Origin of the sequence: Streptomyces oceani, assembly GCF_001751245.1 — a bacterium.
Lineage (GTDB): Bacteria > Actinomycetota > Actinomycetes > Streptomycetales > Streptomycetaceae > Streptomyces > Streptomyces oceani.
Window position 1 is genome coordinate 118024 of the sequence record NZ_LJGU01000116.1, and the last position, 24461, is coordinate 142484.

At 71.3% G+C, this 24461-nt stretch carries 20 protein-coding genes and 1 pseudogene; 12 read left to right on the top strand and 9 right to left on the bottom strand.

The window, feature by feature from the left end:
- Positions 1–83 precede the first annotated feature (83 nt).
- Both AN216_RS10570 and AN216_RS10575 read left to right on the top strand, forming a co-directional pair.
- Positions 84–1316, top strand: a complete 1233-nt coding sequence (locus tag AN216_RS10570) for a hypothetical protein (protein WP_070196389.1) — start codon at positions 84–86, stop codon at positions 1314–1316.
- A 65-nt stretch (positions 1317–1381) separates the two neighbouring features.
- The gene (locus AN216_RS10575) at positions 1382–2815 is read left to right on the top strand and encodes a sensor histidine kinase (RefSeq protein ID WP_244502404.1); all 1434 of its coding nucleotides are present in this window, start codon (positions 1382–1384) and stop codon (positions 2813–2815) included.
- Positions 2816–2890: 75 nt separating this feature from the next.
- Here AN216_RS10575 and AN216_RS30135 read toward each other — a convergent pair whose 3' ends face one another.
- A complete protein-coding gene (locus AN216_RS30135; RefSeq protein ID WP_070196391.1) occupies positions 2891–3118 on the bottom strand; it encodes a zinc ribbon domain-containing protein in 228 nt (75 codons plus the stop codon).
- 83 nt (positions 3119–3201) lie between these two features.
- On the opposite strand from AN216_RS30135, the gene AN216_RS30140 reads away from it, so the two are divergent.
- The 3 genes from AN216_RS30140 to AN216_RS10595 all read left to right on the top strand — a co-directional run bounded on the left by AN216_RS30140 (position 3202) and on the right by AN216_RS10595 (position 5491).
- The gene (locus AN216_RS30140; RefSeq protein WP_070196392.1) at positions 3202–3411 is read left to right on the top strand and encodes a hypothetical protein; all 210 of its coding nucleotides are present in this window, start codon (positions 3202–3204) and stop codon (positions 3409–3411) included.
- A gap of 114 nt (positions 3412–3525) precedes the next feature.
- On the top strand, positions 3526–4170 hold the full coding sequence (locus AN216_RS10590) for a response regulator (protein ID WP_070196393.1): 645 nt from the start codon (positions 3526–3528) through the stop codon (positions 4168–4170).
- Positions 4171–4255: 85 nt separating this feature from the next.
- Positions 4256–5491 carry a threonine synthase gene (locus tag AN216_RS10595; RefSeq protein WP_070196394.1) on the top strand — a complete coding sequence of 412 codons (1236 nt, stop codon included), beginning with the start codon at positions 4256–4258 and terminating at the stop codon, positions 5489–5491.
- Between the two features lie 52 nt (positions 5492–5543).
- On the opposite strand, the gene mycP is transcribed toward AN216_RS10595, so the two are convergent.
- On the bottom strand, positions 5544–6848 hold the full coding sequence (mycP, locus tag AN216_RS26840) for a type VII secretion-associated serine protease mycosin (protein ID WP_079166456.1): 1305 nt from the start codon (positions 6846–6848) through the stop codon (positions 5544–5546).
- A gap of 996 nt (positions 6849–7844) precedes the next feature.
- On the opposite strand from mycP, the gene AN216_RS28660 reads away from it, so the two are divergent.
- A complete protein-coding gene (locus AN216_RS28660; protein WP_139140895.1) occupies positions 7845–8426 on the top strand; it encodes a hypothetical protein in 582 nt (193 codons plus the stop codon).
- Between the two features lie 246 nt (positions 8427–8672).
- Here AN216_RS28660 and AN216_RS10610 read toward each other — a convergent pair whose 3' ends face one another.
- Positions 8673–10148 (bottom strand): aminotransferase-like domain-containing protein, encoded by a 1476-nt coding sequence (locus AN216_RS10610; RefSeq protein ID WP_070196397.1) that lies wholly within the window; start codon positions 10146–10148, stop codon positions 8673–8675.
- A gap of 73 nt (positions 10149–10221) precedes the next feature.
- Between AN216_RS10610 and AN216_RS10615 the strand changes: the two genes are divergently transcribed.
- Together AN216_RS10615 and AN216_RS10620 are read left to right on the top strand one after the other, a co-directional pair.
- On the top strand, positions 10222–11043 hold the full coding sequence (locus tag AN216_RS10615) for a DMT family transporter (RefSeq protein ID WP_070196398.1): 822 nt from the start codon (positions 10222–10224) through the stop codon (positions 11041–11043).
- 77 nt (positions 11044–11120) lie between these two features.
- Positions 11121–11825 (top strand): sensor domain-containing protein, encoded by a 705-nt coding sequence (locus AN216_RS10620; RefSeq protein ID WP_070196421.1) that lies wholly within the window; start codon positions 11121–11123, stop codon positions 11823–11825.
- 20 nt (positions 11826–11845) lie between these two features.
- Here the strand turns inward: AN216_RS10620 and AN216_RS10625 are convergent, their stop codons facing one another.
- Genes AN216_RS10625 through AN216_RS10635 form a run of 3 tightly spaced genes read right to left on the bottom strand, consistent with a single transcriptional unit; the run spans position 11846 to position 14288 of the window.
- Complete coding sequence (locus AN216_RS10625; protein WP_079166458.1) at positions 11846–12571, bottom strand: N-acetylmannosamine-6-phosphate 2-epimerase; 726 nt, start codon at positions 12569–12571, stop codon at positions 11846–11848.
- A complete protein-coding gene (locus tag AN216_RS10630; RefSeq protein ID WP_070196399.1) occupies positions 12568–13581 on the bottom strand; it encodes an ROK family protein in 1014 nt (337 codons plus the stop codon). Before AN216_RS10630 ends, AN216_RS10625 begins: the two co-directional genes overlap by 4 nt.
- Complete coding sequence (locus tag AN216_RS10635; protein ID WP_070196400.1) at positions 13578–14288, bottom strand: GntR family transcriptional regulator; 711 nt, start codon at positions 14286–14288, stop codon at positions 13578–13580. The genes AN216_RS10630 and AN216_RS10635 overlap by 4 nt, the downstream gene beginning before the upstream one ends.
- A 176-nt stretch (positions 14289–14464) precedes the next feature.
- Between AN216_RS10635 and AN216_RS10640 the strand changes: the two genes are divergently transcribed.
- From AN216_RS10640 to AN216_RS10645, 3 genes and pseudogenes are all read left to right on the top strand, one after another.
- Positions 14465–15874: a sugar porter family MFS transporter gene (locus AN216_RS10640; protein WP_070196423.1), complete on the top strand. Its 1410-nt coding sequence runs from the start codon at positions 14465–14467 to the stop codon at positions 15872–15874.
- 59 nt (positions 15875–15933) lie between these two features.
- Positions 15934–16140: pseudogene (locus AN216_RS31025) on the top strand (IS481 family transposase); the annotation flags it as partial.
- Positions 16141–16895: 755 nt separating this feature from the next.
- A complete protein-coding gene (locus tag AN216_RS10645; protein ID WP_070196401.1) occupies positions 16896–17096 on the top strand; it encodes a ferredoxin in 201 nt (66 codons plus the stop codon).
- Between the two features lie 86 nt (positions 17097–17182).
- On the opposite strand, the gene AN216_RS10650 is transcribed toward AN216_RS10645, so the two are convergent.
- The 3 genes from AN216_RS10650 to AN216_RS10660 form a co-directional block, all read right to left on the bottom strand.
- The gene (locus AN216_RS10650; protein ID WP_070196402.1) at positions 17183–20104 is read right to left on the bottom strand and encodes a tetratricopeptide repeat protein; all 2922 of its coding nucleotides are present in this window, start codon (positions 20102–20104) and stop codon (positions 17183–17185) included.
- A gap of 196 nt (positions 20105–20300) precedes the next feature.
- Entirely contained in the window at positions 20301–21515 is a 1215-nt protein-coding gene (locus AN216_RS10655; RefSeq protein ID WP_070196403.1) for a cytochrome P450, read from the bottom strand.
- 159 nt (positions 21516–21674) lie between these two features.
- The gene (locus AN216_RS10660) at positions 21675–22883 is read right to left on the bottom strand and encodes a cytochrome P450 (RefSeq protein ID WP_079166459.1); all 1209 of its coding nucleotides are present in this window, start codon (positions 22881–22883) and stop codon (positions 21675–21677) included.
- A 508-nt stretch (positions 22884–23391) separates the two neighbouring features.
- On the opposite strand from AN216_RS10660, the gene AN216_RS10665 reads away from it, so the two are divergent.
- Positions 23392–24461 (top strand): beta-ketoacyl synthase N-terminal-like domain-containing protein (locus AN216_RS10665; protein ID WP_170843089.1); only part of this gene is annotated, 1070 nt, incomplete at its 3' end.

A 24461-nucleotide genomic window follows, 5' to 3' on the forward strand; every position in this document is an offset into this window, starting at 1 on the left:
CCTGGCCGACCGGCCGACGCGGGAGCCCTCTGACCTGGACTAGCGTCTTCCCCAGCAGGTGACACCACGGAGGGGAAGACCCGATGGATCAGCGAACGTCCGACCACGACACCGGCATGACCACCGAGTTCGAACGGGACGTCGTCGTGCTGCTGCTCGAGGCGATGCGGGAGGCGGCCAAGCAGGAACGCAGGGACGTCGGTACGGAGAGCGTGCTGAACGCGCTCGTGTCGGGCGACTCGGCCGCGGGTTCCGCGATCGCTCCTGGGGTGCGGGCCTCCGGCTCGCTCAGCGGTTTCATCGGAACCCGGGAGACATCCGTGTGGGTCAGTGACGACGCCGGCGACGGTGCGGTCGGGGACCCGGACGACCAGCGGGAGATCGACGCCTGCTGGCGCGGTGTCCGCGAGGAGGAGGCCAAGCGGCTGCGCTGGAAGAACCGGAAGGATCAGAAGAAGCCCGAGGAGAAACGGGAGAGCCTGGAACTCCTCCCGATGACCGGTGCCGTGCGGACCTGTCTGCGCAGGGCGCTGGAAGCCGCGCGGGAGGAGGGCAGCGTTTCCGTGCGCGTCCGTCATGTGGCCCGCGTACTGGTCGAGCTGCCCGACTCGCGTGCCCATGAGGCCATGACGGTGCAGAGGCTGGACGTCTCGGCGGCCGTGATCGCGCTCGAAGCGTCGCGGGGGAGTGACGAGACGCCGGAGCCCGCCCCGGTGCTGGTGCTGCGAAAGGCGGGGACGTTCGGGAAGAGCGGCAATCCGCTGACCCGGAAGTTCACCGCCTGGATTTTCGGCGGCGGCGCCGGGTTCGGCTCCGCCGTCATGGGCGTGGTGCTCTCGGAGATACGACGGGGCGCGGTGCGGCGCGGCGCGGCGGAGGCGGAACCGGTCGATGTGCTGCTGGGCATCCTGGCTCTGGACCGGTCGTTGACCGTCGCGGGACGCGAGTTGCCCGAGAAGCTGACGGCGGCGAACCAGGGGGCGGCGCTCCTGTACCGCCATGGCGTACGACAGGACGCGCTCGCCCGGCTGCTGCTCCCCGCCACCGGGGTCGCGGAGGGGGAGCCCCCGGAAGTCGCCAGCGACTCCGACTTCCAGCGGCGACTCGTGCATGTCGCTCAGCTGACCGCCGCCGCCCACGGCTCGCCCACCGTCGGCACGACCCACCTGCTGGCCGCGCTGCTGGACGAGACGGGGACCTCAGCGGAGTCCGTGGCGGAGCTCGAGCGCGTACTGACCGAGAGCGGGGCGGACATCGTCGGGCTGCGGGCGGAGCCGGAGCTCCAGGCCGCGGGAGGAGCGGCACAGACCTCCTGAGGCCGCGAGGCCCCCACCCGTACGACGCGGGCGTCCGCCCCGAGCGACGCCCACACGGAGGAAACATGAGTCCGGCAGTGCGACCGTACGGACGCGCGCGCGAGGAGGCCGCCGCGATCCGCGAGGCGGTGCGCGCCGCGCCCCGGCGGGCGGTCGTGACCGAGTCCGTGGTCGCCGGCCTGGTCCTGGTGTGCTCGCTGGTGCCCGTGCCGCTGATGCCGCCGGCCCACCCGGTGACGGTGGCGCTGCTGGGGGTGTGGGCGGCGCTGCTGGTGCCCGCGCGGCGGAGGTATCCGGCCCTCACGGTGCTGGGCTGCGTTCCGCTGATCGCCGGGGACAACGTGTGGGCCACCGTGGTGGTGCCGTGCGTCGTGTGGTCCGCCGTACGCCGCATCACCTCCGTACGGCGCGCCTGGGCGGCGGTCGGGGCGAGCAGCGCGGGCGCCGTGCTCCTGACGGTCGCCGTCCAGTCCCTCCGCGGACTCCCGACGATGCCGTACCTGGCCGCCGAGGCGGCCGTGGCCGCGCTCTTCATCCTGCTGCCCGCGCTGTCCGGCATGGTGATGGGGTACCGCCGCCCGTTGAAGGCTCTGCTGCGGGAACGCAACGCCTACCTCGAACAGACCCGCCTCCTGACCGACGAGGCGGCCCGCATGGAGGAACGCGCCCGCATCGCCGCCGAGATGCACGACCTGCTCGGCCACCGCATCGGCCTCATCTCGGTGCACGCCGGAGCCCTCCAGCTCGCCGCCGAGCAACAAGCGCCCCCACTGGCGTCCCAGGCCGAGCTCCTGCACACCACCGCCGGTACGGCCATGGACGAACTGCGCGGCATCCTCGGCGTCCTCCGTCACCAGTCCGGCGAGGACATCGGCGGGCGGGGGAGCCGTGAGGCCCTGGCGGCCCTGGTGGCGGACTCCCGGGACGCGGGCGCCGACGCCGAACTGCGCTGGCACGCACCTGGGTCGATGGACGCCGACGCCCGCACCCGGCAGGCCGTCCATCGGGTCACCCGCGAGGGACTCACCAACGCGCTGAAGCACGCGCCCGGTGCGCCAGTCCGGGTGACGCTGCACGACGAGGGGGACGCGGTGGTGGTCGCCGTCGTCAACGACACCCCGCCGGCGCCCCGTACGCCCGGGGACGGAAACCGCAGCGGACTCGTCGGCCTCCAGGAGCGGATCAGCCTGCTCGGCGGCACCCTGCACGCGGGACCGCGTCCGGAGGGTGGCTTCGCCCTCTCCGCCCGGATACCCGTACGGCCCGACGTGCCGTCGGCTTACGCCACTTCGTACGGCCCGTTCCCGGGCTCGTACGGCCGGGTGCCCCGCTCGTACGGTCCGGAGCCCGGCGGCGCGGGCTCCCGGCCACCGCTGTCCACCGAGGTCCTCACCTGGCCACGCCTCCTGGGCGGTGGCTGCCTGGCGATGCTGGTGCTGCTGCCGACGGTCGGCGGCACCCTCATCCTGCTGGTCATGGCACTTCTACAATCGACTTGACCTGGCCGTAGACGACCGGGTTTGGAGGTAGTGCCCAACTGGCTGTTGGGTGGCCTCCTCCGTCCAGACATCCCGTCATGGGGTGGCAGGGGCGCGTGACTCACGCCCCACGTTCCACACGGTCTGGCCACGGTGGGCGGCACGTGGGAAGCGTTTCCGGTCCGCGTGGGCAACGACCCCGCACTCCCGGCAGATGAAGCGGGCCTGGTCGACCCGGTTGGCCTTCTCGATGTGCTGGCACCCGGAGCGTTCCTGGCTGGTGTACGCCGGATCGACGTACACCAACGGGACACCGACCGACACCGACCCGGCGCGCCTCGTACTTGAGAGGCGCGTTCAGCCTCGGTCACGATCTCCTCCGAGAGGATCTGGTCGACGTTCGCGGCGTGCCGCGCCTCATTGCGGGCACGTGCTTTCAGGCGCCGCTTCGCGGACTTGGTGCGCTTGGCCTGGAGCTTGCCGCGGAGTTCGGCCTGGCGTTTACGGTGCCGGTTTGGCAATCGTTTCTGGTCCCCGTCCTACTTCGCGCGTCCTGCGCAGGCCCACCGCTGACGATCATCAAGGAGTACACCGAGAACCAGAAGCATCCCGGCTGAGACCACCGATACGGACCCACACACCAGCGCGAGTCACCCCTATCCAGTATCCGGAGAAGCGATTCCTCCCGAGCGTGAACGCCCAGGGTTCCGCGCTGGACCACACTGAAACACATGATCCGAGTCCTGATCGCAGACGACGAGGCGCTGATGCGCACTGGAATCCGGCTGATCCTGGAGAACGACGAGGAGATCCGTGTCGTGGCCGAGGCACCGGACGCCCACGAGGCCGTCGAAGCATGCCGTGCCCACGCCGTCGACGTGGCCCTGCTCGACATCCGCATGCCCGGTGACGGCATCACCGCCGTCACGGAGATCGCCCGGCACTCCTCCCACACCCGGGCGGTGATGCTGACGGCCTTCGGCGAGGAGCCGAGCGTCACCCGCGCGCTGCGCGCCGGAGCCCACGGTTACCTCCTCAAGGACACCGGCCCACGCGACCTCATCGACGCCGTCCGCCGCGCCGCCGCCGGGGATCCCGTACTCGCCCCGCAGGTCACCCGCCAACTCGTCGACTTCCGGACCCGGTCGGGCCAGGGCAGCGACGCCGCGGCACGTCGGATCGCGGACCTGACACCGGCCGAACGGGACGTCCTCCGGCTGCTGGGCACCGGTCTCTCCAACGCCGAGATCGCCGCACGGCTCCACCTGAGCGCCGGCACGGTCAAGGCCCACATCAGCAGCATCCTCACCCGCACCGACTGCACCAACCGTGTCCAGGCGGCGGTCCTGGCGCAGGAGGCGGGACTGCTCGCCTGACCCGCGAGGCCGTACGCGGGTATCCACGTCGGCCCGATGAGCGAACTCGGCACGGTGGGCGGATCGTTCCGTAGACTCCCCAGACATGGGCACGGATTCGCTCGCCACCGAACAGCGCTCACTCGCGGACCCGGAGGTCCGCTATCCGCTGTGGCCCCCGCTCACGCGCGGTTGTCCGCGCACGAGTTCGCCCGATGTGTCGTATCCCGTCGAAGTGGACTACGACTACGCCCGCGTGCCCGAGGACTTCCTCCGCACACCCGCCCCAGGAGGCGGCCACAGCGGCACTGGCCTGGACCGTTGGGCACCGCTGCTGCCACCGCTGGCCGCGCCGGGACTGGGCGAGGGCGGCACGCCGCTCGTACGGCTCGCGGACGGCGTCTACGTCAAGGACGAGTCGCGCAACCCGACCTGGAGCCACAAGGACCGGCTCAACCGCTGCACCGTCAGCGCCGCCCTGGGCGTCGGCGCGCCGGGCGTCGTGGTCGCCTCCTCCGGCAACCACGGGGCCTCCGCCGCCGCCTACGCCGCACGCGCCGGGCTGCGCTGCGTGGTGCTCGGCTCGCCCACGCCGCCGCCCGCCATGCGCTCCTTCCTCATGGCGTACGGGGCCGAGGTACTGCCCGTACCGACCGCTGACCGGTGGCCGCTGACGGAGCGGATCGCGGAGGAGTTCGGCTTCCACCCGGTCAGCAACCTCACCCGCTTCCACACCGGTCACGCCTTCGGCGCCGAGGGCTACAAGACGGTGGCGTACGAGATAGTGGCCGATCTCGGCGTGCCCGGCGCGGTGTTCGTCCCCACCGGCTACGGCGAGCTGCTGTTCGGCGTCTGGAAGGGCTTCGCGGAACTGCGCCGCCTGGGACTCACGCGACGGGTGCCGCGGCTGTTCAGCTGCGAGCCGGCAGCGGGCGGCCCCCTCGCGGCGGCCCTACGAGACGGCCTGCACACCACCGCCGTCGAGGTGGGCGCGACGGACGCGTACGGCATCGAGTGCCCGGTGAACAGCTACCGCGGTCTCGTCGCCGTCACCCGGAGCGGGGGTCGCGCGCTGCTCCCGGACGACGCGGCGATGCGAGGCGCGCAGGCGGAACTGGCCGGACAGGGTCTGTGGGTCGAACTCTCCGCGGCTGCCGGCCTGGCGGGGCTGCGCACGCTGCCAACCACCGAGACCGTGGACGGTCCCGTGGTGTGCGTCGCCACCTCCAGCGGCTTCAAGGACAAGGGCACTGGCACAGGCTCGTATGCCGAGGCCGACCCCTCCTGGGCGGCGGTACGGGACCGTCTGCTGGCGGCGGGCATGGAGCCAGCACGGCGCTGATCCCTGCTGGGGGTCGGGGCGGGCGGCGTACGGCGGTGTCGCGCCGCTGCGACTACCCACGCCCCCACTGCCCTGGCGGAGTTGGGGGGCCGGCGGGTGGCGGGCCGTAGGGTGCGGTGGGGTGGGTGGGTGTGGTGGTGTGGCGGCGGTGGCGTACGTACAGGCTGGTGGCGCCTCCGGCGGCGAGGATGCCTGCGGTGGCGAGGCCGTAGCCCAGCCAGTTCGGCTCCGAGTCGTCCTCACCTGCGGCAGCCGGTTGCTTGTCGTCCTCGCCCTCCGAGCTTCCGGGCTTCGCCGGCTTCTTCGCGTCGGCGGCTGCTTTCTTCTCGCTGTACGGACCTGGTAGCGGGTTGGTGTTCGGGTCTCCTGGGTCGCCGGGGTTCTTGAGTGCCACTCGGGGGCGTACGGCGCCGTGGCCGATGAAGTCGTCCCGCTCGTCACCGTTCTTGGGGCCACCGGCGGTGTTCACCAGCACCCGGGTCACCTGGTTCGCCGTCCAGTCCGGATGCTCGGCCCAGATCAACGCAGCCGAAGCTGAGGCAAGGGCAGAGGCATTGCTTGTTCCGTCGCTGGTGCACACTTCAGAGCCGATGCGGCAAGCGCTGAGAATATTCTCGCCGGGCGCTGCCAAGTCTACTTGTTTTCCGGCCTGCGATTCATCCGTAGAGCGAGCATCTTTATCAACCGCAGAAACTCCGATTACTCCTGGTGTTCCTGCGGGGTAGTTTACGGTGTTTCCTCCGTCGCCAGTGTTTCCTGTTGCCGCAATTATCATCTTTCCTTTGGCGAGGGCGTAACTAATCGCACTTCTCAGCTCACGTGAGCCCTCTCCAGAACCCATGGAGATGTTTATGATCTTGGCTGGCGAGTCTGCGGCATGGCGGATGACTGGTCCGATATCTTTCCCAAAATTTCGTTGGGCTTCAGCTTCGTTTCTATATTTCGCAGAATTTTTGACTCTCAATGGAAGAATTTTTGACTCAGGCGCTAGCCCATAAGAGCCACGGTCAGGACCTGCTGCGCCGGTGGCAGCGATGAGGGCGGCCATGCGCGTGCCATGGCCGCGATAATCGTCCTGTGCGTCGCCTGGGTGTGTGGAGAAGTCTTTTCCCTTGAGGACTTGGCCTTGGAGGTCTGGGAGGGTGGGGTCGACGCCGGTGTCGATGACGGCGATGGTGATGCCTTCGCCTTGGCTGGTTTTCCACATCTCCTCTGCCTGCATGGCGTCGAGGTGCCACTGCCGTTCCCGGACGCTTTCCGCGTGGGCGGGTACGGCGCCCACGCCCACCACGGCCAGCGCGAGTGCCGTTGCCGAGAGGTTCCTCAGTGCGGCCCGACCAGGACCGTAGCTACGCATGTGGTTCGTCTGCTCCCAGTCTCGGGTCACTCGACAACAGGCGGGGCGGTACGAGGAGTAGATCGCGTCCAGGTCTCCTCATCCTCCACGAGATAGTCCGGGCGCTCTGACCCATGCTCGCGCTCGTCCCGGCGCCCAGCAGTAGGACCCGTGGCGCCTGGTCCTCGGCCGGCGGGGTGGCTGGAGCGTGGCGAAGCCTCGTTGCCGCCCTGCGCCGCCGGGCGCACCAGTCCCGTACCGCCCGGGGTGAAGGGCCGTCCTGGCGGTATGACACCCGAGCGTGGAAGACCGGCCGGGCCACCAGGTTGGGAGGCAAGCCTGCGCCCACCGCCCGGGCTCTGCTGGCCTACCGGTCCGCCAGTCCCGGGCATGCCGGTCGGTGGGCGGTAGCCCGGAGGACGGGCTTGCTGGTTCTGGCCCGGCTGCTCACCACCGACCACCGTGGGACGGGGGATCGAACGCGGTTGCTGGCTGGGTTGGTTGATCGGCCGGCCCGCCTGAATCCCATCCCCGGGCGGACGCGTCCCCGGACGCGGCCCCATCGGAGAGGTGTTCGCCCCCGGCGGCCGACCCAACGAATCCCCTGGCCCGCTGGGTGGCTTGGGCACCGTCGGGCCAGCGGACATCGGCGGCCGAGGCCCCACCGGCGGACCCGACCCCGGCGGCACACGCCCCGGCGGCACAGGACCCACCACAGGCCCCTCCGACACCGGACCCGAACCAAGCCCAGGACCCTGCTGAGCAGGACCCGGCCCAGCAGGCGACACCGAAGGCCCCTCCGGAACCCTCACCCCACCCGCCACATCCACCCCAACATCTCGGTCAGAGGTAAAAGACATGCTGGATGGAACACCGTTAGCATGGTCAACTCGCAGTTGGTCAATCTCTCCACTGGATTGTTCCGGCTGCTGAAAACCGCCGCCATGTTGGTCGACGGGAAACTCCAGCCGGGCTTCCGATTCGGCTGGGGCATAGCCGGGAGGTTTCGGCGGCATCATGGCTTCGGGCATGGGTGGGAAGGTGGGTCGCTCGAGCTGTTGGAGTGTCGCGGTGGTCTGTCCGTACGAGCGGGCCAGCTTCTCCATCTGGCGCACCGCCTCGCCATGCTGGTCGGCCAACTGCTCCTGTGCCGCGTACGCCTCCTCGTACGACGGTCCCGGACCGTTGGACTTGTGCGACGGCGCCAGCGGACTGCGCCCCTCCAAGCCACCCGGGTTCAGCACCTCGAACCCCTCGATCACCCCACGCGCCTCGGCTGACGGCGTCGGCATATCCCGCCGCACCTCACGCAACACCTGCGCCGCACCCTGCATCGCCTCACCCGCACCCCGACTCATCAACCCCAACCGCAACGCCGCACTCGCCATCTCGTTACTCCACACCCCACACTCCGCCGCGCCCTCCCCCTCCCAATCCACCCGCGGCACATGCCGCTTCAAGTCATCCCCGATCTTCTCGATCACCTTCGCCGCCCGCACCAGCTTCTCCCCCAACCGCTGCGACTCCTCCGGATCAGCCCCCTCCACCATCCCCAACAACTCCTCATGCGAATACCCCGCGAAATCCGTCACCGCATAGAAGTCGGTGAAGATCTCCCCCGCACCAGCGAACGGACCCTCCAACCCACCAGACCCAGCCACAGTCCCACCCCTCCCCACACACGTCACACGACAGACGGCCACCAAGCGGCAGGAGAGCCCGCCACTACGGTCAGTAAGAATCGACAGTCATCCTAGTAACCAACAGCCCAGCGCACCACCGTGAAACCACGAAACACATGTGGCGCCAACCACCCGCCGCAGCGGCCCGCTTCGCCCCGTGGCCTCACCGAAGTCCTGACGCGAGCGTGGAGTTCGGGGCGAGCGCCTGGCGCAGTTGGCGTACGCCCTCCCCCAACTGCGCGGTACCCGGCGTGCTGACGTAACTCAACCGGATGTGCGGGGCGGGAGCTTCGGCGGTGAAGTACGGGCCGCCGGCGGTGACCGCCACGCCCTGGCGCAGGGCGGTGGCGGCGCTTGCGGCCGCGTCGCTGCCGTCTGGCAGTCGCAGCCACAGGTGGTATCCACCGCGTGGTGGCTGGCGCGGAACGAGCGCGGGCAGCGCGTCGCTCAGTGCGGTGAGCAGGGCGCTGCGGCGGTCGCGCAGTGCGCCCGCGAGCATCCGCAGGTGGCGTGTCCAGGCGGGGGAGCCGACGAGTTCGAGGGCGGTCTCCTGGAGTGGCCGGGACACGAAGAAGCTGTCGACGACCTGGATCGCGCGCAGCCGCTCCAGTGCCGGCCCACGGGCGGTCAGGGCTCCGATCCGCAGGCTGGGGGAGGCCGCCTTGGTCAGTGAGCGTACGTGGACGACGACGCCGTCCGGATCGTCGGCGGCCAGTGGCGGCGGGAGAGTCGGCGAGTCGGCGTGCGCCAGGCGGCGGGCGAAGTCGTCCTCGACGACGAAGGCACCGGCCGCCCGTGCGACGCGCAGCACCTCGGCTCGGCGCGGCGAGGAGAGGACGGCGCCGGTGGGGTTGTGGAACAGCGGCTGGCACACGAACGCCCGGGACCGGGTGGCCTCGAACGCCTCCGCCAGCAAGTCGGTGCGTACGCCGTCGGCGTCGACCGGAACCGGTACGGGCCGCAGCCCGGCGGCGCGCGCCACGGCCAGTACGCCGGGATAGGCGGGCGACTCGACCAGGACGGGAGATCCGGGAGAGCCCAGGCCCCGTAGGGCGGTGGTCAGCGCGCCCTGTCCTCCGGCGGTGATCAGTACGTCCGAGGCGTCGAGCGGTCCGGACGGGCCGCCGATGTCGCGGGCGAACCAGTCCCGTAGCTCGGCCAGGCCCTCCACCGGGGGCCGGGACCAGGTGCCCGGCCTGCGACCGGCCCGGGCCAGCGCGGCGGCCAGGGCGCGCTCCGGTTGCAGGGCCGGGTGCAGGTATCCGCCGTTCAGGTCGATCACCTCGGGCGGTGGCGCGGTGAGGTTGGCCAGCACCCCGGAGGCGTCCGTACGACGAGGGCCCGGGTCGCGGGTCGCGTGCGGTGGATCAGCGCTCAGGGCCACCTCCTGCCAGGACACGTCGCCGAGGGCCGCGCTGGTGCCGCGACGGCTGGTGGCCTTGAAGACACCCGCCCCCGGGCGGGAGATGACGAGTCCTTCGGTGGCGAGAGCGGCGATCGCCCGGGAGACGGTCACCGGGCTGACCTGATACCGGGTCACCAGCGCCCGGTTCGAGGGGAGTTTCTCGCCATCCGAGTAGCGCTTCAGCTCCTCGCGCAGGGTCGCGACCAGTCTGGGCACGCTGCTACTGTCATTCATGGCAGTACAAGATAACGCTACTCGCTGGGCGTCGGTAACGGTTCGCAGCGGTATCCTCCTGGCCGCCCTCGGTGTGACGTCCTTCTCCTTCAGCTTCCCCGCGACCGTGTGGGCACTCGACGGCTTCGGCCCGTGGACGGCGACCGGTCTGCGCGGTCTGCTGGCGGGCCTGCTCGCGGCAGTCTGCCTGTACGGGGCGCGGGTGCCAGTGCCCGCGCGGCAACACTGGCCGGGTCTGCTCACGGTGGCCGCCGGCTGCGCCATCGGCTTCCCGCTGCTGAGTACGCTGGCCCTCCAGACATCCACCACCGCGCACTCGGCCGTCGTCATCGGCATGCTGCCGCTGGCCACCGCCGCCCTCTCGTCCGCCCTGACCGGACGACGTCCCTCCCGCACCTTCTGGACCGCCGCCGGCCTGGGCGCCCTCACCGTGGGCGCCTTCACGCTCCAGCAGAGCCACGGTCTGCCGACCCTCGCCGACCTCTACCTCTTCGGCGCCCTGCTGGCGTGCGCGGCCGGATACGCCCAAGGCGGTCGACTCACCACCCACCTGCCCGGCTGGCAGGTCATCGCCTGGGGCGTCGTCGCCGCCCTCCCGGTGTCCAGCCTGATCGCCGTCCTGTCGCTGCTCGCCGAGCCCGTACAGCCGACCACCGAGGCGCTCGTCGGTATGGCCTACATCGGCGCCGTGTCCCAGTTCGGCGGTTTCGTCCTGTGGTATCGCGGTATGGCCGTCATCGGCGTGCCGAAAGCGAGCCAGATCCAGCTCGCCCAACCGCTGCTCACCCTCGTCTGGTCGGTCCTGCTGCTGGGCGAACAGCCCTCTCCGCTCGCCCCGGTCGCGGCCCTGCTCGTCCTCGGCTGCATCGCGGCCACCCAGCGTGCCCGCGGCTGACTCCGGGGGTTCTCCCCACCCCGAAGACGGGGGTGCGGCGGCTGGGAGCGGACGGCCGTACGGAGCAGGCTGAAGGCATGACTCCGACGACCGCGCCTCCCGCCGCCCCGTACTCTTCGAGGGCTCCGTACGTCCCCGAAACCGGCCCCGAGGGCTCCCGCTTCGGCCGCCAGTTGAGCTACCTCATCACCGGACTGCCCCTGGGCATCGCCGGGTTCGTCATCGCCGTCACCGGCTTCACCACGGGCGTGGGGAGTCTCGTGGCGTGGCTGGGACTGCCGATCCTCGTCGGCACCCTCCTGGCGGCGCGCGGCCTCGCACGGGTGGAGCGCAGGCGCGTGGAATCGGCCACCGACCGACGCCTGCCACCTCACTACTACCGCGACCGGGCCGGCAGCGGCCCCGGCGGCTGGCTGCGTTCCCTGGGCGAGCCGCAGGCGTGGCGGGACCTGGCGCACCTGGTGGTGGCCTTCCCAGTGCGTACCGTGGGCTTCTGCCTCGCGATGGTCTGGACCGTGGGAGGGGTGGGGGAGCTGACGTACGGCCTGTGGTCCTGGTTTCTCCCGCGTGACGAGGGTGAGACGGGGCTGCTGGACCTGGCCTTCGACATCGACTCCCGGTTGGCCGACATCGGCTTCCACACCGCGGTCGGGGTGCTGCTGCTGGCCACCGCCGTGCCGGTGGTGCGGGGACTGGTCGCCGTGCAGGCCGGGTTGGCGCGTGGCCTGCTCACCAACCAGTACGCCGCCGAGCGTGCCGACCGGCACTCGACTCTGGCGTGACTGACGCGCGTGGCCGAGCCCTACCGCAGGGCGTCCGTGAAGCGACCGGCGATCGCGGCGGGTGCGGTGATCGCCGTGCCCACGACGACGGACCAGGCACCCGCGTCGAGGGCCGCGCGGGACTGCGCGGGGGTGCCCACCCTCCCCTCCGCGACCACCGGAACCTCCACCCGACCGGCCAACTCGGCTACCAGGTCGAGGTCAGGGCCGTCCCGCTGTCGGCTGTAGGCGGTATAGCCGGACAGGGTGGTCGAGACCAGGTCGGCGCCCAGCGCGGCGGCAGCGTCGCCCTCGTCCACCGTGGAGACGTCGGCCATCAGCAGCCGGCTGGCCCGGTGCACCGCCTCCACGGTCTCCCGCAACGGCCGGCCGTCCGGCCGGCTCCGGCTCGTCGCGTCGACGGCGACGACATCGGCCCCAGCCCGTGCGATCGCCCGCGCGTGTTCCGCCGTCGGCGTGATGTACACGCCCTTCGCGCCGTCCTTCCACAGGCCGATGACCGGCAGTTCACTGACTGCGGCCCGCACCGCCCGTACGTCGTCGACTCCCTGTGCCCGTATGCCGACCACGCCCGCCGTACTCGCCACCGACGCCGCCATGGCGGCCATGTGGGCCGGGTCGCGCAGCGGATCGCCGGGCGGCGCCTGGCAGGAGACGATCAGCCCGCCGCGTAGCCGGTCGAGCAGGGTACGGGCGTGGTCGGCCGGCATGCTGGTCCAGCTGGGGGCGGGCGGCACACCCGTCATCGTGGGATTCCCTCTTCCTCGTACGTCTCGAGCAGCAGCGCCGCCGCCCCGATCACCGCCGCGCGCGGTCCCAACGCGGCCGGTACGGGTCGCAGGCCCGCGGTGTACGGCCCCGGCAGCAGTTCGGCGGTGAACGCCTCGGTCAACGGTCGCCAGTAGGCCTCGCCGATCGAGGCGACACCTCCGCCGAGGACGACCCGTTGGGGATCGAGGGTGTTGACGATCCCGGCGAGGGCGCGGCCCAGGGCTCCCGCCCCCTCCTCCAGTACGGTACGGGCGCTCTCGGACCCCTCGGCCTCGCCGTCCTCGGCCAGCGCGGCCACGTCCCGCAGGTCCCGTGGGCCGGACGCCCCGCCGCCCGCACCCGCCGCGCCGGGCCCGGCCAGCTCGTGGAAGCGAGCGGCGAGGGCCGGCCCGGAGGCGACGGCCTCCAGGTGTCCCGTACGGCCGCAGTTGCACAGGCGCCCCGCCGCTTCGGGGACGACGATGTGCCCGAACTCGCCGGCGGTGGAGTGCGCCCCGCGCAGCAGCCCACCACCGGCCACCACCCCGCCGCCGATGCCGGTGCCCACGCTGACGTACAGCGCGGAGGCGGAGCCCACGCCCGCGCCGTAGGTCTGCTCGGCGAGGGCGAAGACGTTCGCGTCGTTGTCCGCGGTGACCGCCAACCCGCCCAGCCGGGAGCCGAGTTCCCCGCCGAGGTCGGTGCCGGCCCATCCCGGTAGCAGGTCGTTCGCGGAGAGGACGAGAGCGCGCCGGCGGTCGATCACGCCGCCGGTGCCAATACCGAGGCCGTGCGCCCCGCGCCAGCCGGGCAGTTCGGTGACGGTCGCGGCGATCGCGTCGAGTACGGCCGTCCGTCCCTGGTCGGCGGGGGTGGGGCGGACGAACGAGGCGGCCAGGGCGCCGGACTCCGAGACGACACCGGCCGCGATCTTCGTGCCGCCGACGTCGACGCCGAGCAGTGGTCGCCCGGCCGTGGCGTCCGTGGAGGCGTGCCCGGCGCTCATGACTGGTTCCGGCGGACGGTGAAGCGGATGTCGTAACGGTCCGCCCGGTAGGTGGTGGTGGTCGCCTCGATGGGGCTGTCGCGGCGGTCCAGGCCGACCCGGTACACCCGCAGGCCGGACGTCCCGGGCGGTACGCCCAGCAGCGCGGACTCGGTGTCGTCCAGGTCGACGGCGCGGACGATCTGTTCGGCGGCGTGCGCCTCCAGCCGGTAGCGCTCGGCCAGCAGGTCGTACAGCGAACCGGTGAGGTCCTCCTCGGCCAGGCCCGGGACCCGGGCGGCGGGCAGGTGAACGTTCTCCAGGCACATGGGCGAGCCGTCGGCCAGCCGGAGCCGGGTTATCCGTACGACCTCGGCGTCCGGCTCGATGCCGAGGTCCTCGGCGACCCGGGTGCCGGCCCGCACCACACCCGCCGTCAGTAGGCGCGACTCGGGGCGCAGGTCACGGGCCCGCATGTCCTCGGTGAAGGAGGTCAGGCTGAGTGACTTGGAGATCACCCGGGAGGCGACGAAGGTACCGGCCCCCTGCACGCGGTAGACGCTACCGGCCGCCTCCAGGGCGTTGAGGGCCTGGCGGACGGTGTTCCGCGAGACGGCGTGCCGGGCGGCAATGTCCCGCTCGGTGGGCAGCGGGGTGTGCGGCTGCATGTCGGTGACCTCGGCGAGCAGCGCTCGCCGAAGTTCCTCGTGTTTGGCCTGTGGGGCCACGGGCTTCCCGCCTCGCTTCCGAGTAGACGCCAGCTACCAGATAGGTGCCAACCAATATTGAGGATTCTGCCCGTGAGGGTTGTGGCCCGGCAAGCTCACTGCCAAATTGGTCCCATCCAATATCCGATCGGAATCCTCTCCGTCGGATGTGTTTCATCGTGAAGGGTATGTGTGCCATGGCCTCACCACCGGCCACCTCAGCGGAGCGCGACAGCGGCAGCCTGCGCCCGGTGATCGGCGTCACGCTGGTCGCCGCACTCGGCGGACTGTTGTTCGGCTACGACACCGGCGTCATCTCGGGAGCCCTGCTCTTCATCGAGGAGGACTTCGCGCTGTCCGCGTTCGCCTCCGGCGTCGTGGTCAGCTCCATCCTCGTCGGCGCGATGCTCGGCGCCGCCGCCGCGGGCGCCCTCTCCGACCGGTACGGCCGCCGGCGGGTGCTCGTACTGGCCGCCGGGGTGTTCACGCTGGGCGCCGCCATGGCCGCGTTCGCGCCCTCCGCCGTGATGCTGACGGCCGCGCGACTCGTCCTCGGGTTCGGCATCGGCACCGCCTCCAACCTGGTACCGGTCTTTATCGCGGAAGTCGCGCCGCCCCGCTACCGAGGGCGGTTGGTCGGCCTGAACCAACTCATGATCACGCTGGGCATCGTTCTCGCCTACGTGGCCAACTACGCGCTCGAGCACACCGACCACGACTGGCGCTGGATGTTCGGCATCGCCGCCGTCCCCTCGCTGATCTTCGGCGCCGGCATGCTGGCGCTGCCCGAGTCACCGCGCTGGCTCGCGCTGCGCGGACAGACCGACCGCGCCCGCGCCGTACTGGCCCGGGTCCGTGGGTACGCGGACGGCCACGCCGACGCCTTGGACGCCGAGCTGGCCGAGATGACCGCCAGCGCCGGGGCCGAGACCGCCGTGCCCTCGGCCGAACGGCGTGGCCGGTGGCGCGCTCTGACCGCCCCCGGCGTGCGCCCCGCGCTGATAGCGGGCGTCGGACTACAGATCCTCGGCCAGGCGTCCGGAGTGAACACCGTCATCTACTACGCCCCGAAGATCTTCGAGAGCAGCGGCCTCGGCTCCTCCTCGGCGATCCTCGCCACCGTCGGGGTGGGCCTGGTCAATCTCCTGATGACACCGGTCGGGATGTACGCCGTCGACCGGTTCGGACGTAAGCGCCTCCTGGCCACCGGAGCCATGGTGATGACCCTCGCCCTGGCCGGCCTGGCGGGCACGCTGGCGGTCGGGGGGCAGGAGGGCTCGTTCGCGTGGCTGGCCGTCGCCTTCGTCGTCCTCTACATTGCGGCCGTGGCCACCACGCTCAACGTGGTCGTCTTCATCATCCCCTCCGAGCTGTACCCGCTGCGGATCCGGGGCACAGCCATGAGCGCGACCATGTTCTCGAACTGGTCGATGAACTTCCTGGTCTCCCTCACCTTCCTCACCCTGCTCCAGGCCCTCGGCGGTGCTGGAACGTTCACCCTGTACGCGGCGGTGTGCGCGATGCTCACGCTGTTCGCGGTCCGGGTGATCCCAGAGACGCGGGGCAAGAGCCTGGAGGAGATCGAGCAGGAACTCGCCCACCGCTGACCCGGCCCCCGGCGCGTCCGGTCGAGAGCGTCAGGTGGCGATGTCCCAGCGTTCAGGGTGGGGGCGGACGCCGCCGGTTCCTCGATCCTCGCGGAGCCAGCAATCGGGCGCCGGGCAACATCGCCGTCCGCTGGCCCGGCCACATGGTGCACCTGGACGTGAAGAAGGTCGGACGGAATCCCCCAGGCGGCGGCTGGCACGTTCACGGCCGCGACCCCGAGAAGCCCAGGATGGCAAGCCACGCGAAGTCAGCTGGCGCCACCGCCACCGCGTCGCCACCGGCAACGGCGCCAGCGGCCGTTCGTGCGACTTCACCCGCACACCATCCGTTCCCAACGCCACGCCCCACTGCCACCCCTGGGGCTGACGTGCGTGGTCGCCGCAGCGGAATCCGCCGCGGCGACCGTGTTCTGGCTGTTCCGGGGCCTTGGCGCGGCCCGGTGTGAGTGGGACGTAAGCAGAGCTTCAGGCTGCCGCCGTCATCCAGGTGCTTCTCCCAGATCCAACCGTTGGTCTGCTTGCCCGCGACCCGCACGTGGGTCCACGTGTTGCCGTACTTGTTCACGATGTAGCAGTGGTAGAAGACCTTGACATCGCCCGTCAGATAGACGATGGAGCCGCACGCTCCGTACGGGCCGGTCCCCGACTTGGTGGGTGTGGTCGTCCTGCCCCACGTGGCGTCCTTGTTGGAGTGTGACCAGGAGCAGTTCACGGCACTCGTGGACGTGTCGGAGGTGGCCCGTGGCGGATGCCGGTGCGGCGCCGGTCAATCGGACATAGAGCGTACAAGGGTGCATATTCCGGCCAGGATGTGGACTCCGCGTGCGCCCGACGCCCGTGCCCGGCGTCGGTGGCGTTGATTGTCTGAGCGATTCACCAGACCTGTCCCAGCCGGGCGCGTACGTGCCAGCTCGCACCGCACGATGGACGCGCGCCCGCAGCCGCGCGTACGGCGTAGAAGCGTACGCACGCGGCGGCGCGTCGGGCGCACATGAGCACCGCCGATGCCGAAGGGACCCCAATGAAGATCACGGTGGACAGGAACAGGTGCGTCGGCGCCGGTAACTGCGTACTGGCTGCCGAGGAGCTGTTCGAGCAGGACGAGGCGGACGGCCGGGTCCGGCTGCTGAACGCCGAACCCTCGGCGGACAAGGAGGACATGGTGGACGAGGCGGAGACCATGTGCCCCTCCCAGGCGATCACCGTGACCTTCGACTCCTGACCTCCGGTCCCAGGACACCTCGAGCGAACATCTCGAGTGAGCACCAGCGGGCGCCACTCCCCCGGGGAGCGGGCGCCCGCTGCCGTTCAATCGGTCAGCTGGCCCAGCAACCGGCTGGCCTGAGAGCTGAATTCGGCGTCCCCGGTGTCCCGTGCCCGAGCCAGGTGCCGTACGGCCTGATCGGTGTCGCCGTCCTGGCTGGCCATCTCCCCGAGCCGGTAGGCGGCCTCGGCGACCAGCTCCGGGCTGCTCCTTCCGGAGTCCAGGGTGCGCTCGTAGAACTCGCGCGACTGCTCCCGAGCGTCGACCCAGTAGTACAGCTCGCCGAGGTGGGTCACAGCCAGCTCCCGCTGGAACAGGTCACCGGAGTCGATCACCCGCTGGTACCAGTGCCGGGCCTCGGCCACGTCCCGGCGGTCCTTGGCCTCGCCGCCCAGCATCATGGCGCCCATCGCGGCCGTGCCCCGGTCGGCGCTGCCCGCCATGTCCAGGTAACGGCGCCGCGCTTCGTCCGAGTCGCCGGACAGTGTCGCCAACTCGCCCAACCGCAGCTCGCACACGCTGACGACCGTGTCGCCGTCCTTCTCCAGCCTGGCCCCCACCTCGGCACCGCGCTGCTGGGCCTGCTTGGCGGACTCGAGATCGCCCTGCTCCTGGTACAGGCAACCGAGTTGGTGCCAGGCCATGCCGCGGAAGTAGGAGTCCCGGGTCGCTGCGGCCCGCTGGTACGCCGTGATCGCCGCGTCGCTCTCACCCCGCTCCGCGTGTGCCCGGCCCAGGAAGTAATTGGCCCGGACCGCCCAGGTGGCGTCGTCCGTGTCCACGATCAGCTCCCAGGCGAGGACGGCCTCGTCGATCCGCCCCGCTCCTTCAAGCTCCTTGCCCAGCGTGAAGCAGTGCTTCGCGGGAACGCCGGTCGCCAGTAACGCCCGGGCCTCCTCGTGCCGGCCCTGGTGCCGGAACAGCACGCCGAGGTCGACGGCCGCCCCGCCGCGCGCCTCCGGGAACTCCGGGGTGTTGACCCGCTGGTACAGCTCCACCGCCCGATCCAGGTCACCGGCGAGGTGGTGGCGACGGGCCACTTCCGCTATCCCGGCGCCCGGGTAACCGTCGCGGCGCAGCTTCGACGCTTCCCTGGCGGCCAGCTCGCCGTCCAGGTCGTGCTGGATCTCGCAGACCTTGATCAACCGCTCCGACGCCTTGTCGGCCAGTTCGCTCGGGTGGCCGAGGTCGGCGAGCACCTGGAGGGCCTGCCTGGTGTGGGTCGCCTCGTCGGGAAACTCCCAGAGCACCGACACGCAGCACTCGGAGGCCCACTCCAGGGATCGCTCGTCCCACCGGGCCAGCCACTCGAACACCGATCGCATGCCGTCGACGTCCTCGTCCAGCAGCAGCCGTACGGCCGACGCCGGGGCCCCGAACTCGGGGTCGGAATCGGGAATCCGCTCCAACGCCGCCCGGCCGCCGTCCAGGTCGTCCTCGAACCTGATCAGCGTCTCGGCCGCCAGCCAGGCGAGCGGTGGGACCGCCTCGGTGGGCGGGTCACCGGCGAGTAGTTCCGTGGCCAGCGCGTACCGTTGCTCCGCCGACCAACTGTCCGCCGGTGACGAGTCGAACAGCCCGGCCGCGGCGCGGGGCAGGAGCGCGCGGTGGCCGGTGCCGAGGGCGTCCTGGAAGGAGTACAGGGATTCGCCGCCCCCGTAGAGGTCGGCCAGGCTCGCCTCGCCGAGTCGGACGGCGGCCCAGGGCAACACGGTCGTGGTTTCGCAGGCCGCGGCGAGCGCGTCCACGACGCGTTCGGCGTCCTCCCACGACGTCAGGTCGGTGGCGGTCAGGTAGGAGGCGTAGCCGGCTGCCGGGCCGTCCCCGGACCGCATGGCCAGGTCGTGCCAAGACGCCGCTTCGGAGCCGGGGCGGACGTCGCGGAGTAGGTCACTGAGCAGGGCCGCGAACATCCCGGCCAACGGGTGTCCCTCCTGGGCCAGTGCTCGCAGACCGGTCGTGGCGTCCGGGTCGCGGGTGAGGTAGCGGCCGAGCGCGCTGACCGGATCGGTGGCCGTGGTGGTGCCCTGGGGCGCGGCCGCCGCGGCCTCCAGGATGGCCAGGGCCACGGCCGCGCGGGGGCCGTGGGTGAAGTCCGCGCTCTCGGCGAGATCGCCCAGGAGCTGGCGGGCGGTGGTGGGTTCGCCGTGCAGAAGCTCGATGCCGGCGAGTAGGGCGTTGGCCTGGCACGCGGCGGGACGCCAGTCGCTGGCCGCGGTGGCGCGTAGCTCGGAGCGGGCGGCGGACAGGTCACCGGCCCGGTAGTGATCGAGCCCGGGCCGGACCGGTGCCAACCAGCAGGGCGGCGCCTCCGGATCGTCCAGCGGGGCCAGCGCCAGGTCGATCAGGTCGGACGCGTCGGCCTGGGAGCTGGGCTGGTCAAGGACTCGGGCGGCGCCCTCGTGGTCACCGGCCTCGCGCAGCAGCTCGGCCAGTGGCGCGGCGGCCCGCGGACCGCACCAGGGGTGGCCGGAGTCGACCACGGACCGGTAGGCGCGGATCGCCGCCAGGAAGTGTCGCTCACCGCGCAGCACACGACCGAGCTCGACCCCGGCTGCCGGTGCCAGGTGCGGGTGCTCGCTCCGGGCGAGCGCGGCCAGTTGGCCGGGGGCGGAGTCGACCTCCCACACCTGCGGGTAGGCGGTGGATTCGCCGGCCGCGATCCTGGCGAGACTGGCTCGCAGCGCGGCGAAGCCGCGTACGTCGGACCGCCGGCTCAGGTCCTTGGCGCGCTGGTGTGACTCCGCCGCGGAGGCGAACTCGCCGAGCTCGAACTGGGCCAAGCCCACGCAGTTCAGCGCCACCCCACGCAGCTCCGCGTGCCCTACCGCGGCTACCTGGTCGTGGGCGGCGTGCGCGGCGGCCAGGGCTGCCAGCCGGTCGCCCGTCCGCGACCGCTCGGCGAACGCCCTGAACGCCGCTCGACGCGCCTCGTGGTCGTTGTCCACCTGGGACGAACCGCCCATCACTGCCCCTGCCTTCGTGCTCCGACCTGGTCCGCACGCAACCCTAGGCGGCGGGTCCGACAAGCCCGGGTCGCGGCGGCGGTGACAGGTCACCACCCGTGGCGGGCCGGGCGGAACGCGGTGGCGGCACGCGTCCTGGCCACCCAGCCCACCGGTGGCCAGGACGCGGCAGCCGGCAGCCGGCCCGGTGTCCGGGTCAGTCGTCCCAGGTCACCATCAGGCTGTCGGCGCCGTAGTGCATCGCCGTCTCACGCAGCGGTACGTCCTCCGGTGCGCCGGCGAGCCGCAGCGTCGGGAAGCGCTGGAACAGCTTCGTCAGGCCGATCCTCAGAGTCGCCCGCGCCAGGTGCTGGCCCAGGCACTGGTGGATGCCGAAACCGAAGGACACGTGCCGGCGCGCCGAGCGGGTCACGTCCAGGTCGTCGGCGTTGTCGAAGAACTCCGGGTCGCGGTTGGCCGCCGGCAGGGACAGCACCACCGTCTGACCCTTCTTGATGGTGACGCCGCCGATCTCGACGTCCTCCAGCGCGGCGCGGCTGGCGCCGAACTGCGACACGGTGAGATAGCGCAGCAGTTCCTCGACCGAGGAGTCCAGCACCGCCGGGTCGTTGCGGAACTTCTCCAGCTGCTCGGGGTGTTGCAGCAGCGCGAAGGTGGACAGGCCCATCATGTTGGGCGTGGTGTCCAGGGCACCGCCGACGACGATCCACGCCATGTTGGCGATCTCCTCGTCGGTCAGTTCCCCGGTCGCGAGCAGGGAGCTGAACACGTCGTCGGACGGCTCCCGCTTGCGCAGCTCGACCAGCTCCAGTAGTACCCGGTTCAGTTCCTCCATGAGGTGGACGAACTCCTCCGGCGACTTGTACTCGAAGGCGAAGACCTTCGTGAACAGCCCGGACAGCTCGTCCACCATCTCCGCCGGCACGCCCATCATCGAGCACACCGAGCGGGCCGGGATGACCTCGGCGAACTCCTTCACCAGGTCCAGCGGCCGTTCCTTGGTCTCCAGCTCGTCCAGCACCCCCTCGATCAACTCGCCCAGCATGGGCTCGTACTCACGAATCCGGCGCACCGTGAAGTGCCCCGTGAGCAGGGTGCGGTACTTGGTGTGCTCGGGCTTGTCCGTACGGACGAAGGAGCCGGGCGCGGACGGCTCGGGCTCGTACTTCTCGATGGGGAACGGCGGCGCGAGCAGCTGCGCGCACAGCTCGTGCCGGTGGCTGAAGCGGTTGTCGGCGAGGATCTGCCGGCAGTAGTCGTGCCGGGTGACCAGCCAGCCGTTCGGGTCGCCGGGCGCGATCTTGAAGGTGATCGGGCTGATCGGCTCCTCCTCGCGGAGCCGGGCGTACTCGTCGGGCGGGTCAAACGGGCAACTGCCGCGCTTGCTCGGGACCACGGGGGCGTCGACCATGACGGAGGGTGTCCTTCCCTGAGGGTTTCCGTGGGGATTGGCTCGGGTGCTACTGGTGCTGGGGTGCTGCTGGTGCTACGGGCCGCGCCGCCGCGTGCTGCGTATCGCCGTGCTGCGGGTGTCGGGCCGGGAGAGGCCGGGTCGGGAGGCCGCGCCGTGTCACGCCCGCTGTGCGAGGAGCGGCAGCCGCCGGGCGCCGAAGATGTTGCTCGCGTGGTACGACAGCGGCTCGCTCCGATCCACCCGCAGCTCGGCGTACCGGTCCAGCAGTTGGTTCAGTACGATCCGGGCCTCCAGCCGTGCGATCGGCGCCCCGATGCAGTAGTGGATGCCGTGCCCGAAGGCCAACTGCTTGGTGTTCGGTCTGTGGACGTCGTACGTGTCGGGGTCGTCGAACACCTCGGCGTCCCGGTTCGCGGACAGCAGCCACAGGTGGATGTAGGTGTCCTTCGCGACCGCCACGCCCCCGATCTCCGTGTCCCGCAGCGCCACCCGGTCGACCTTGGTGAACGGCGAGCGCAGCCGCAGGGTCTCCTCGACGCAGGCCGGGACCAGCTCGCGGTCCTCCCGCAACTGCTTCCACAGTTCCGGGTGCTCGTCCAGGTTCAGCAGCAGGTTGCCGAGCAGGATGGACGTGGTGATGTGGCCGGCGAGCAGCAGCAGCCCGGAGAACTTGATCACCGCGTCGTCGGTGAGCCGCTCGTCGTCCACCTCGGCGGTGACCAGCCGGCTGATCAGGTCGTCCTGTGGTGCGGCGCGACGGGCGTCGACGAAGCCCTGCAGGTAGTTGTGCAGCGCCTCGGTGGTGCTGGCCAGCCCGGCCCGGCTCTCCGGGTCCTCCGGGTCCACGGCGAGCAGGTTGTTCGCCCACCGCTGGAACTGGTCGCGGTCCTCGACGGGCACGCCGAGCATCAGCGAGATGACCGTGACCGGCAGCGGGTTGGCGATCGTGTCGTTCATCTCGAAGCGGGTGTCGAAGCCCGGCTCCGGTCGCGCGTCGGGGCCGACCCGGTCCAGCAGCTCGGCGCTGAGTTCGGTGATCTGCGGCTCCAGCTGCGCGATCATCCGGTTGGTGAACGCCTTGCTGACCAGCCGGCGCAGCTTGCCGTGGTCCGGCGGGTCCAGCAGCAGCAACTGTCCCGGGGGCGGCTTACGTTCTCCCTTGGTCTCCGCGCTGAGCAGGTCGGAGGAGAAGGTGCCCGGATCGGTCAGGACGCTGGTGACGTCCTCGTGCCGGAAGAGGTGCACATGGCCGTTCGGCGCGTGCCACACCGGCGCCTCCTGGCGCATCCGCCGCTGCCAGCCGAGCAGCGTGGCCCCGCCGTCCGGGTCCACCGTCGGTGGTTTGGCGACCTCCGGGCCGGGCATCGATGGGGGCGTACGCTCCGCTCCGCTCGTCCCCAGCTGCCTCGCTGCTTCGGGCGTGGCTGGTCTGTCGTGCTGCTCTGCCACGAGCTCTGCCTCCCTTGATCGACTGACCCGGCACGGAGTCAGCCGAGCACAGGGCGCTGGACGGAGCCAGTCGTGCCCGAGAAGTCTAGGGATTCCGGTCAATTCGCGGCGGCGGGCGGCCGGCGCTACGCACGCGGTGCGCACACCCGACTCGTACGGGCGCGCGTACGCACCGCGTACCAGCCGAGTCGGCCCGTGGCCCGCCCGGCAGACGTTAGGGGTTCTCTTAGAGCAACCCGGGAGCCCTCGGGAGGAGCGCCCGCGCCCGCGCATAATCGGCAGCTGATATCGGTGTGTCCGAATACTCTCCCGAGCCGTGCCGAGCCGCGTGCCGCGCCGCTCCGGAGTCGGAGGCTGCCGGCCCGCCGTGCCGGCCGCCGGTCAGGGGACGCGCCCGTCGAGCGAGGACAGTGAGCGAGGACAAGTGAGCGAGGACAAGCTCCGTGACTACCTGAAGCGGGTGACCACGGATCTGCACCACACTCGCAGCCGGCTCCGTGAGCTGGAGTCGAAGGCCTCGGAGCCCCTCGCCATCGTCGCCATGAGCTGCCGCTATCCCGGCGGGGTGAGTTCGCCGGAGGACCTGTGGCGGCTCGTGGAGTCCGGTACGGACGGCGTCGCCCGCTTCCCGGAGGACCGCGGCTGGGACGTCGAGAACCTCTACGACCCGGACCCCGACCAGCCCGGTACCTGCTACACCCGGGAAGGCGGCTTCCTGTACGACGCCGCGGACTTCGACGCGGACTTCTTCGGCATGTCCCCGCGTGAGGCGCTGGCCACCGACCCGCAGCAGCGGCTGCTGCTGGAGACCTCCTGGGAGGTCTTCGAGCGGGCCGGCATGCGCCCGGCGGACCTCAAGGGCAGCAACACCGGCGCCTTCATGGGCGTGATGTACAACGACTACGGCTCCCGCTTCCCCGAGCCGCCCGAGGGCCTGGACGGCTACATCGGGAACGGCAGCGCGGCCAGCATCGCGACCGGGCGCATCTCGTACACCTTCGGGCTGGAGGGTCCGGCCGTCACGGTCGACACCGCGTGTTCCTCCTCGCTGGTGGCGCTGCACCTGGCGGCGCAGGCGTTGCGCGGTGGCGAGTGCGACCTGGCGCTGGCGGGCGGTGTCGCGGTGATGTCCACGCCCGTGACGCTGCTGGAGTTCAGCCGGCAGCGCGGGCTGGCCGCCGACGGCCGCTGCAAGTCCTTCGCGGATGCGGCCGACGGTACGGGCTGGGGCGAGGGGGTCGGCGTGCTGCTGCTGGAGCGGCTGTCGGACGCCCGGCGCAACGGGCACGAGGTGCTGGCGGTGCTGCGTGGCTCGGCGGTCAACCAGGACGGCGCCAGCAGCGGGCTGACCGCGCCCAACGGTCCGTCCCAGCAGCGGGTGATCCGGGCGGCGTTGGCGCAGGGCGGGCTCCAGCCCGGCGACGTCGACGCGGTGGAGGCGCACGGTACCGGTACGACGCTGGGTGACCCGATCGAGGCGCAGGCGCTGCTGGC

Coding starts and splice junctions, on each gene's coding strand:
- AN216_RS10640 (WP_070196423.1), top strand. CDS start 14,465: ATGGCCTCACCACCGGCCACCTCAGCGGAGCGCGACAGCGGCAGCCTG.
- AN216_RS10660 (WP_079166459.1), bottom strand. CDS start 22,883: ATGCCCGGCCCGGAGGTCGCCAAACCACCGACGGTGGACCCGGACGGC.
- mycP (WP_079166456.1), bottom strand. CDS start 6,848: ATGCGTAGCTACGGTCCTGGTCGGGCCGCACTGAGGAACCTCTCGGCA.
- AN216_RS10610 (WP_070196397.1), bottom strand. CDS start 10,148: ATGAATGACAGTAGCAGCGTGCCCAGACTGGTCGCGACCCTGCGCGAG.
- AN216_RS10595 (WP_070196394.1), top strand. CDS start 4,256: ATGGGCACGGATTCGCTCGCCACCGAACAGCGCTCACTCGCGGACCCG.
- AN216_RS10645 (WP_070196401.1), top strand. CDS start 16,896: ATGAAGATCACGGTGGACAGGAACAGGTGCGTCGGCGCCGGTAACTGC.
- AN216_RS28660 (WP_139140895.1), top strand. CDS start 7,845: ATGGCTTCGGGCATGGGTGGGAAGGTGGGTCGCTCGAGCTGTTGGAGT.
- AN216_RS10575 (WP_244502404.1), top strand. CDS start 1,382: ATGAGTCCGGCAGTGCGACCGTACGGACGCGCGCGCGAGGAGGCCGCC.
- AN216_RS10650 (WP_070196402.1), bottom strand. CDS start 20,104: ATGGGCGGTTCGTCCCAGGTGGACAACGACCACGAGGCGCGTCGAGCG.
- AN216_RS10655 (WP_070196403.1), bottom strand. CDS start 21,515: ATGGTCGACGCCCCCGTGGTCCCGAGCAAGCGCGGCAGTTGCCCGTTT.
- AN216_RS10630 (WP_070196399.1), bottom strand. CDS start 13,581: ATGAGCGCCGGGCACGCCTCCACGGACGCCACGGCCGGGCGACCACTG.
- AN216_RS10620 (WP_070196421.1), top strand. CDS start 11,121: ATGACTCCGACGACCGCGCCTCCCGCCGCCCCGTACTCTTCGAGGGCT.
- AN216_RS10590 (WP_070196393.1), top strand. CDS start 3,526: ATGATCCGAGTCCTGATCGCAGACGACGAGGCGCTGATGCGCACTGGA.
- AN216_RS10570 (WP_070196389.1), top strand. CDS start 84: ATGGATCAGCGAACGTCCGACCACGACACCGGCATGACCACCGAGTTC.
- AN216_RS10625 (WP_079166458.1), bottom strand. CDS start 12,571: ATGACGGGTGTGCCGCCCGCCCCCAGCTGGACCAGCATGCCGGCCGAC.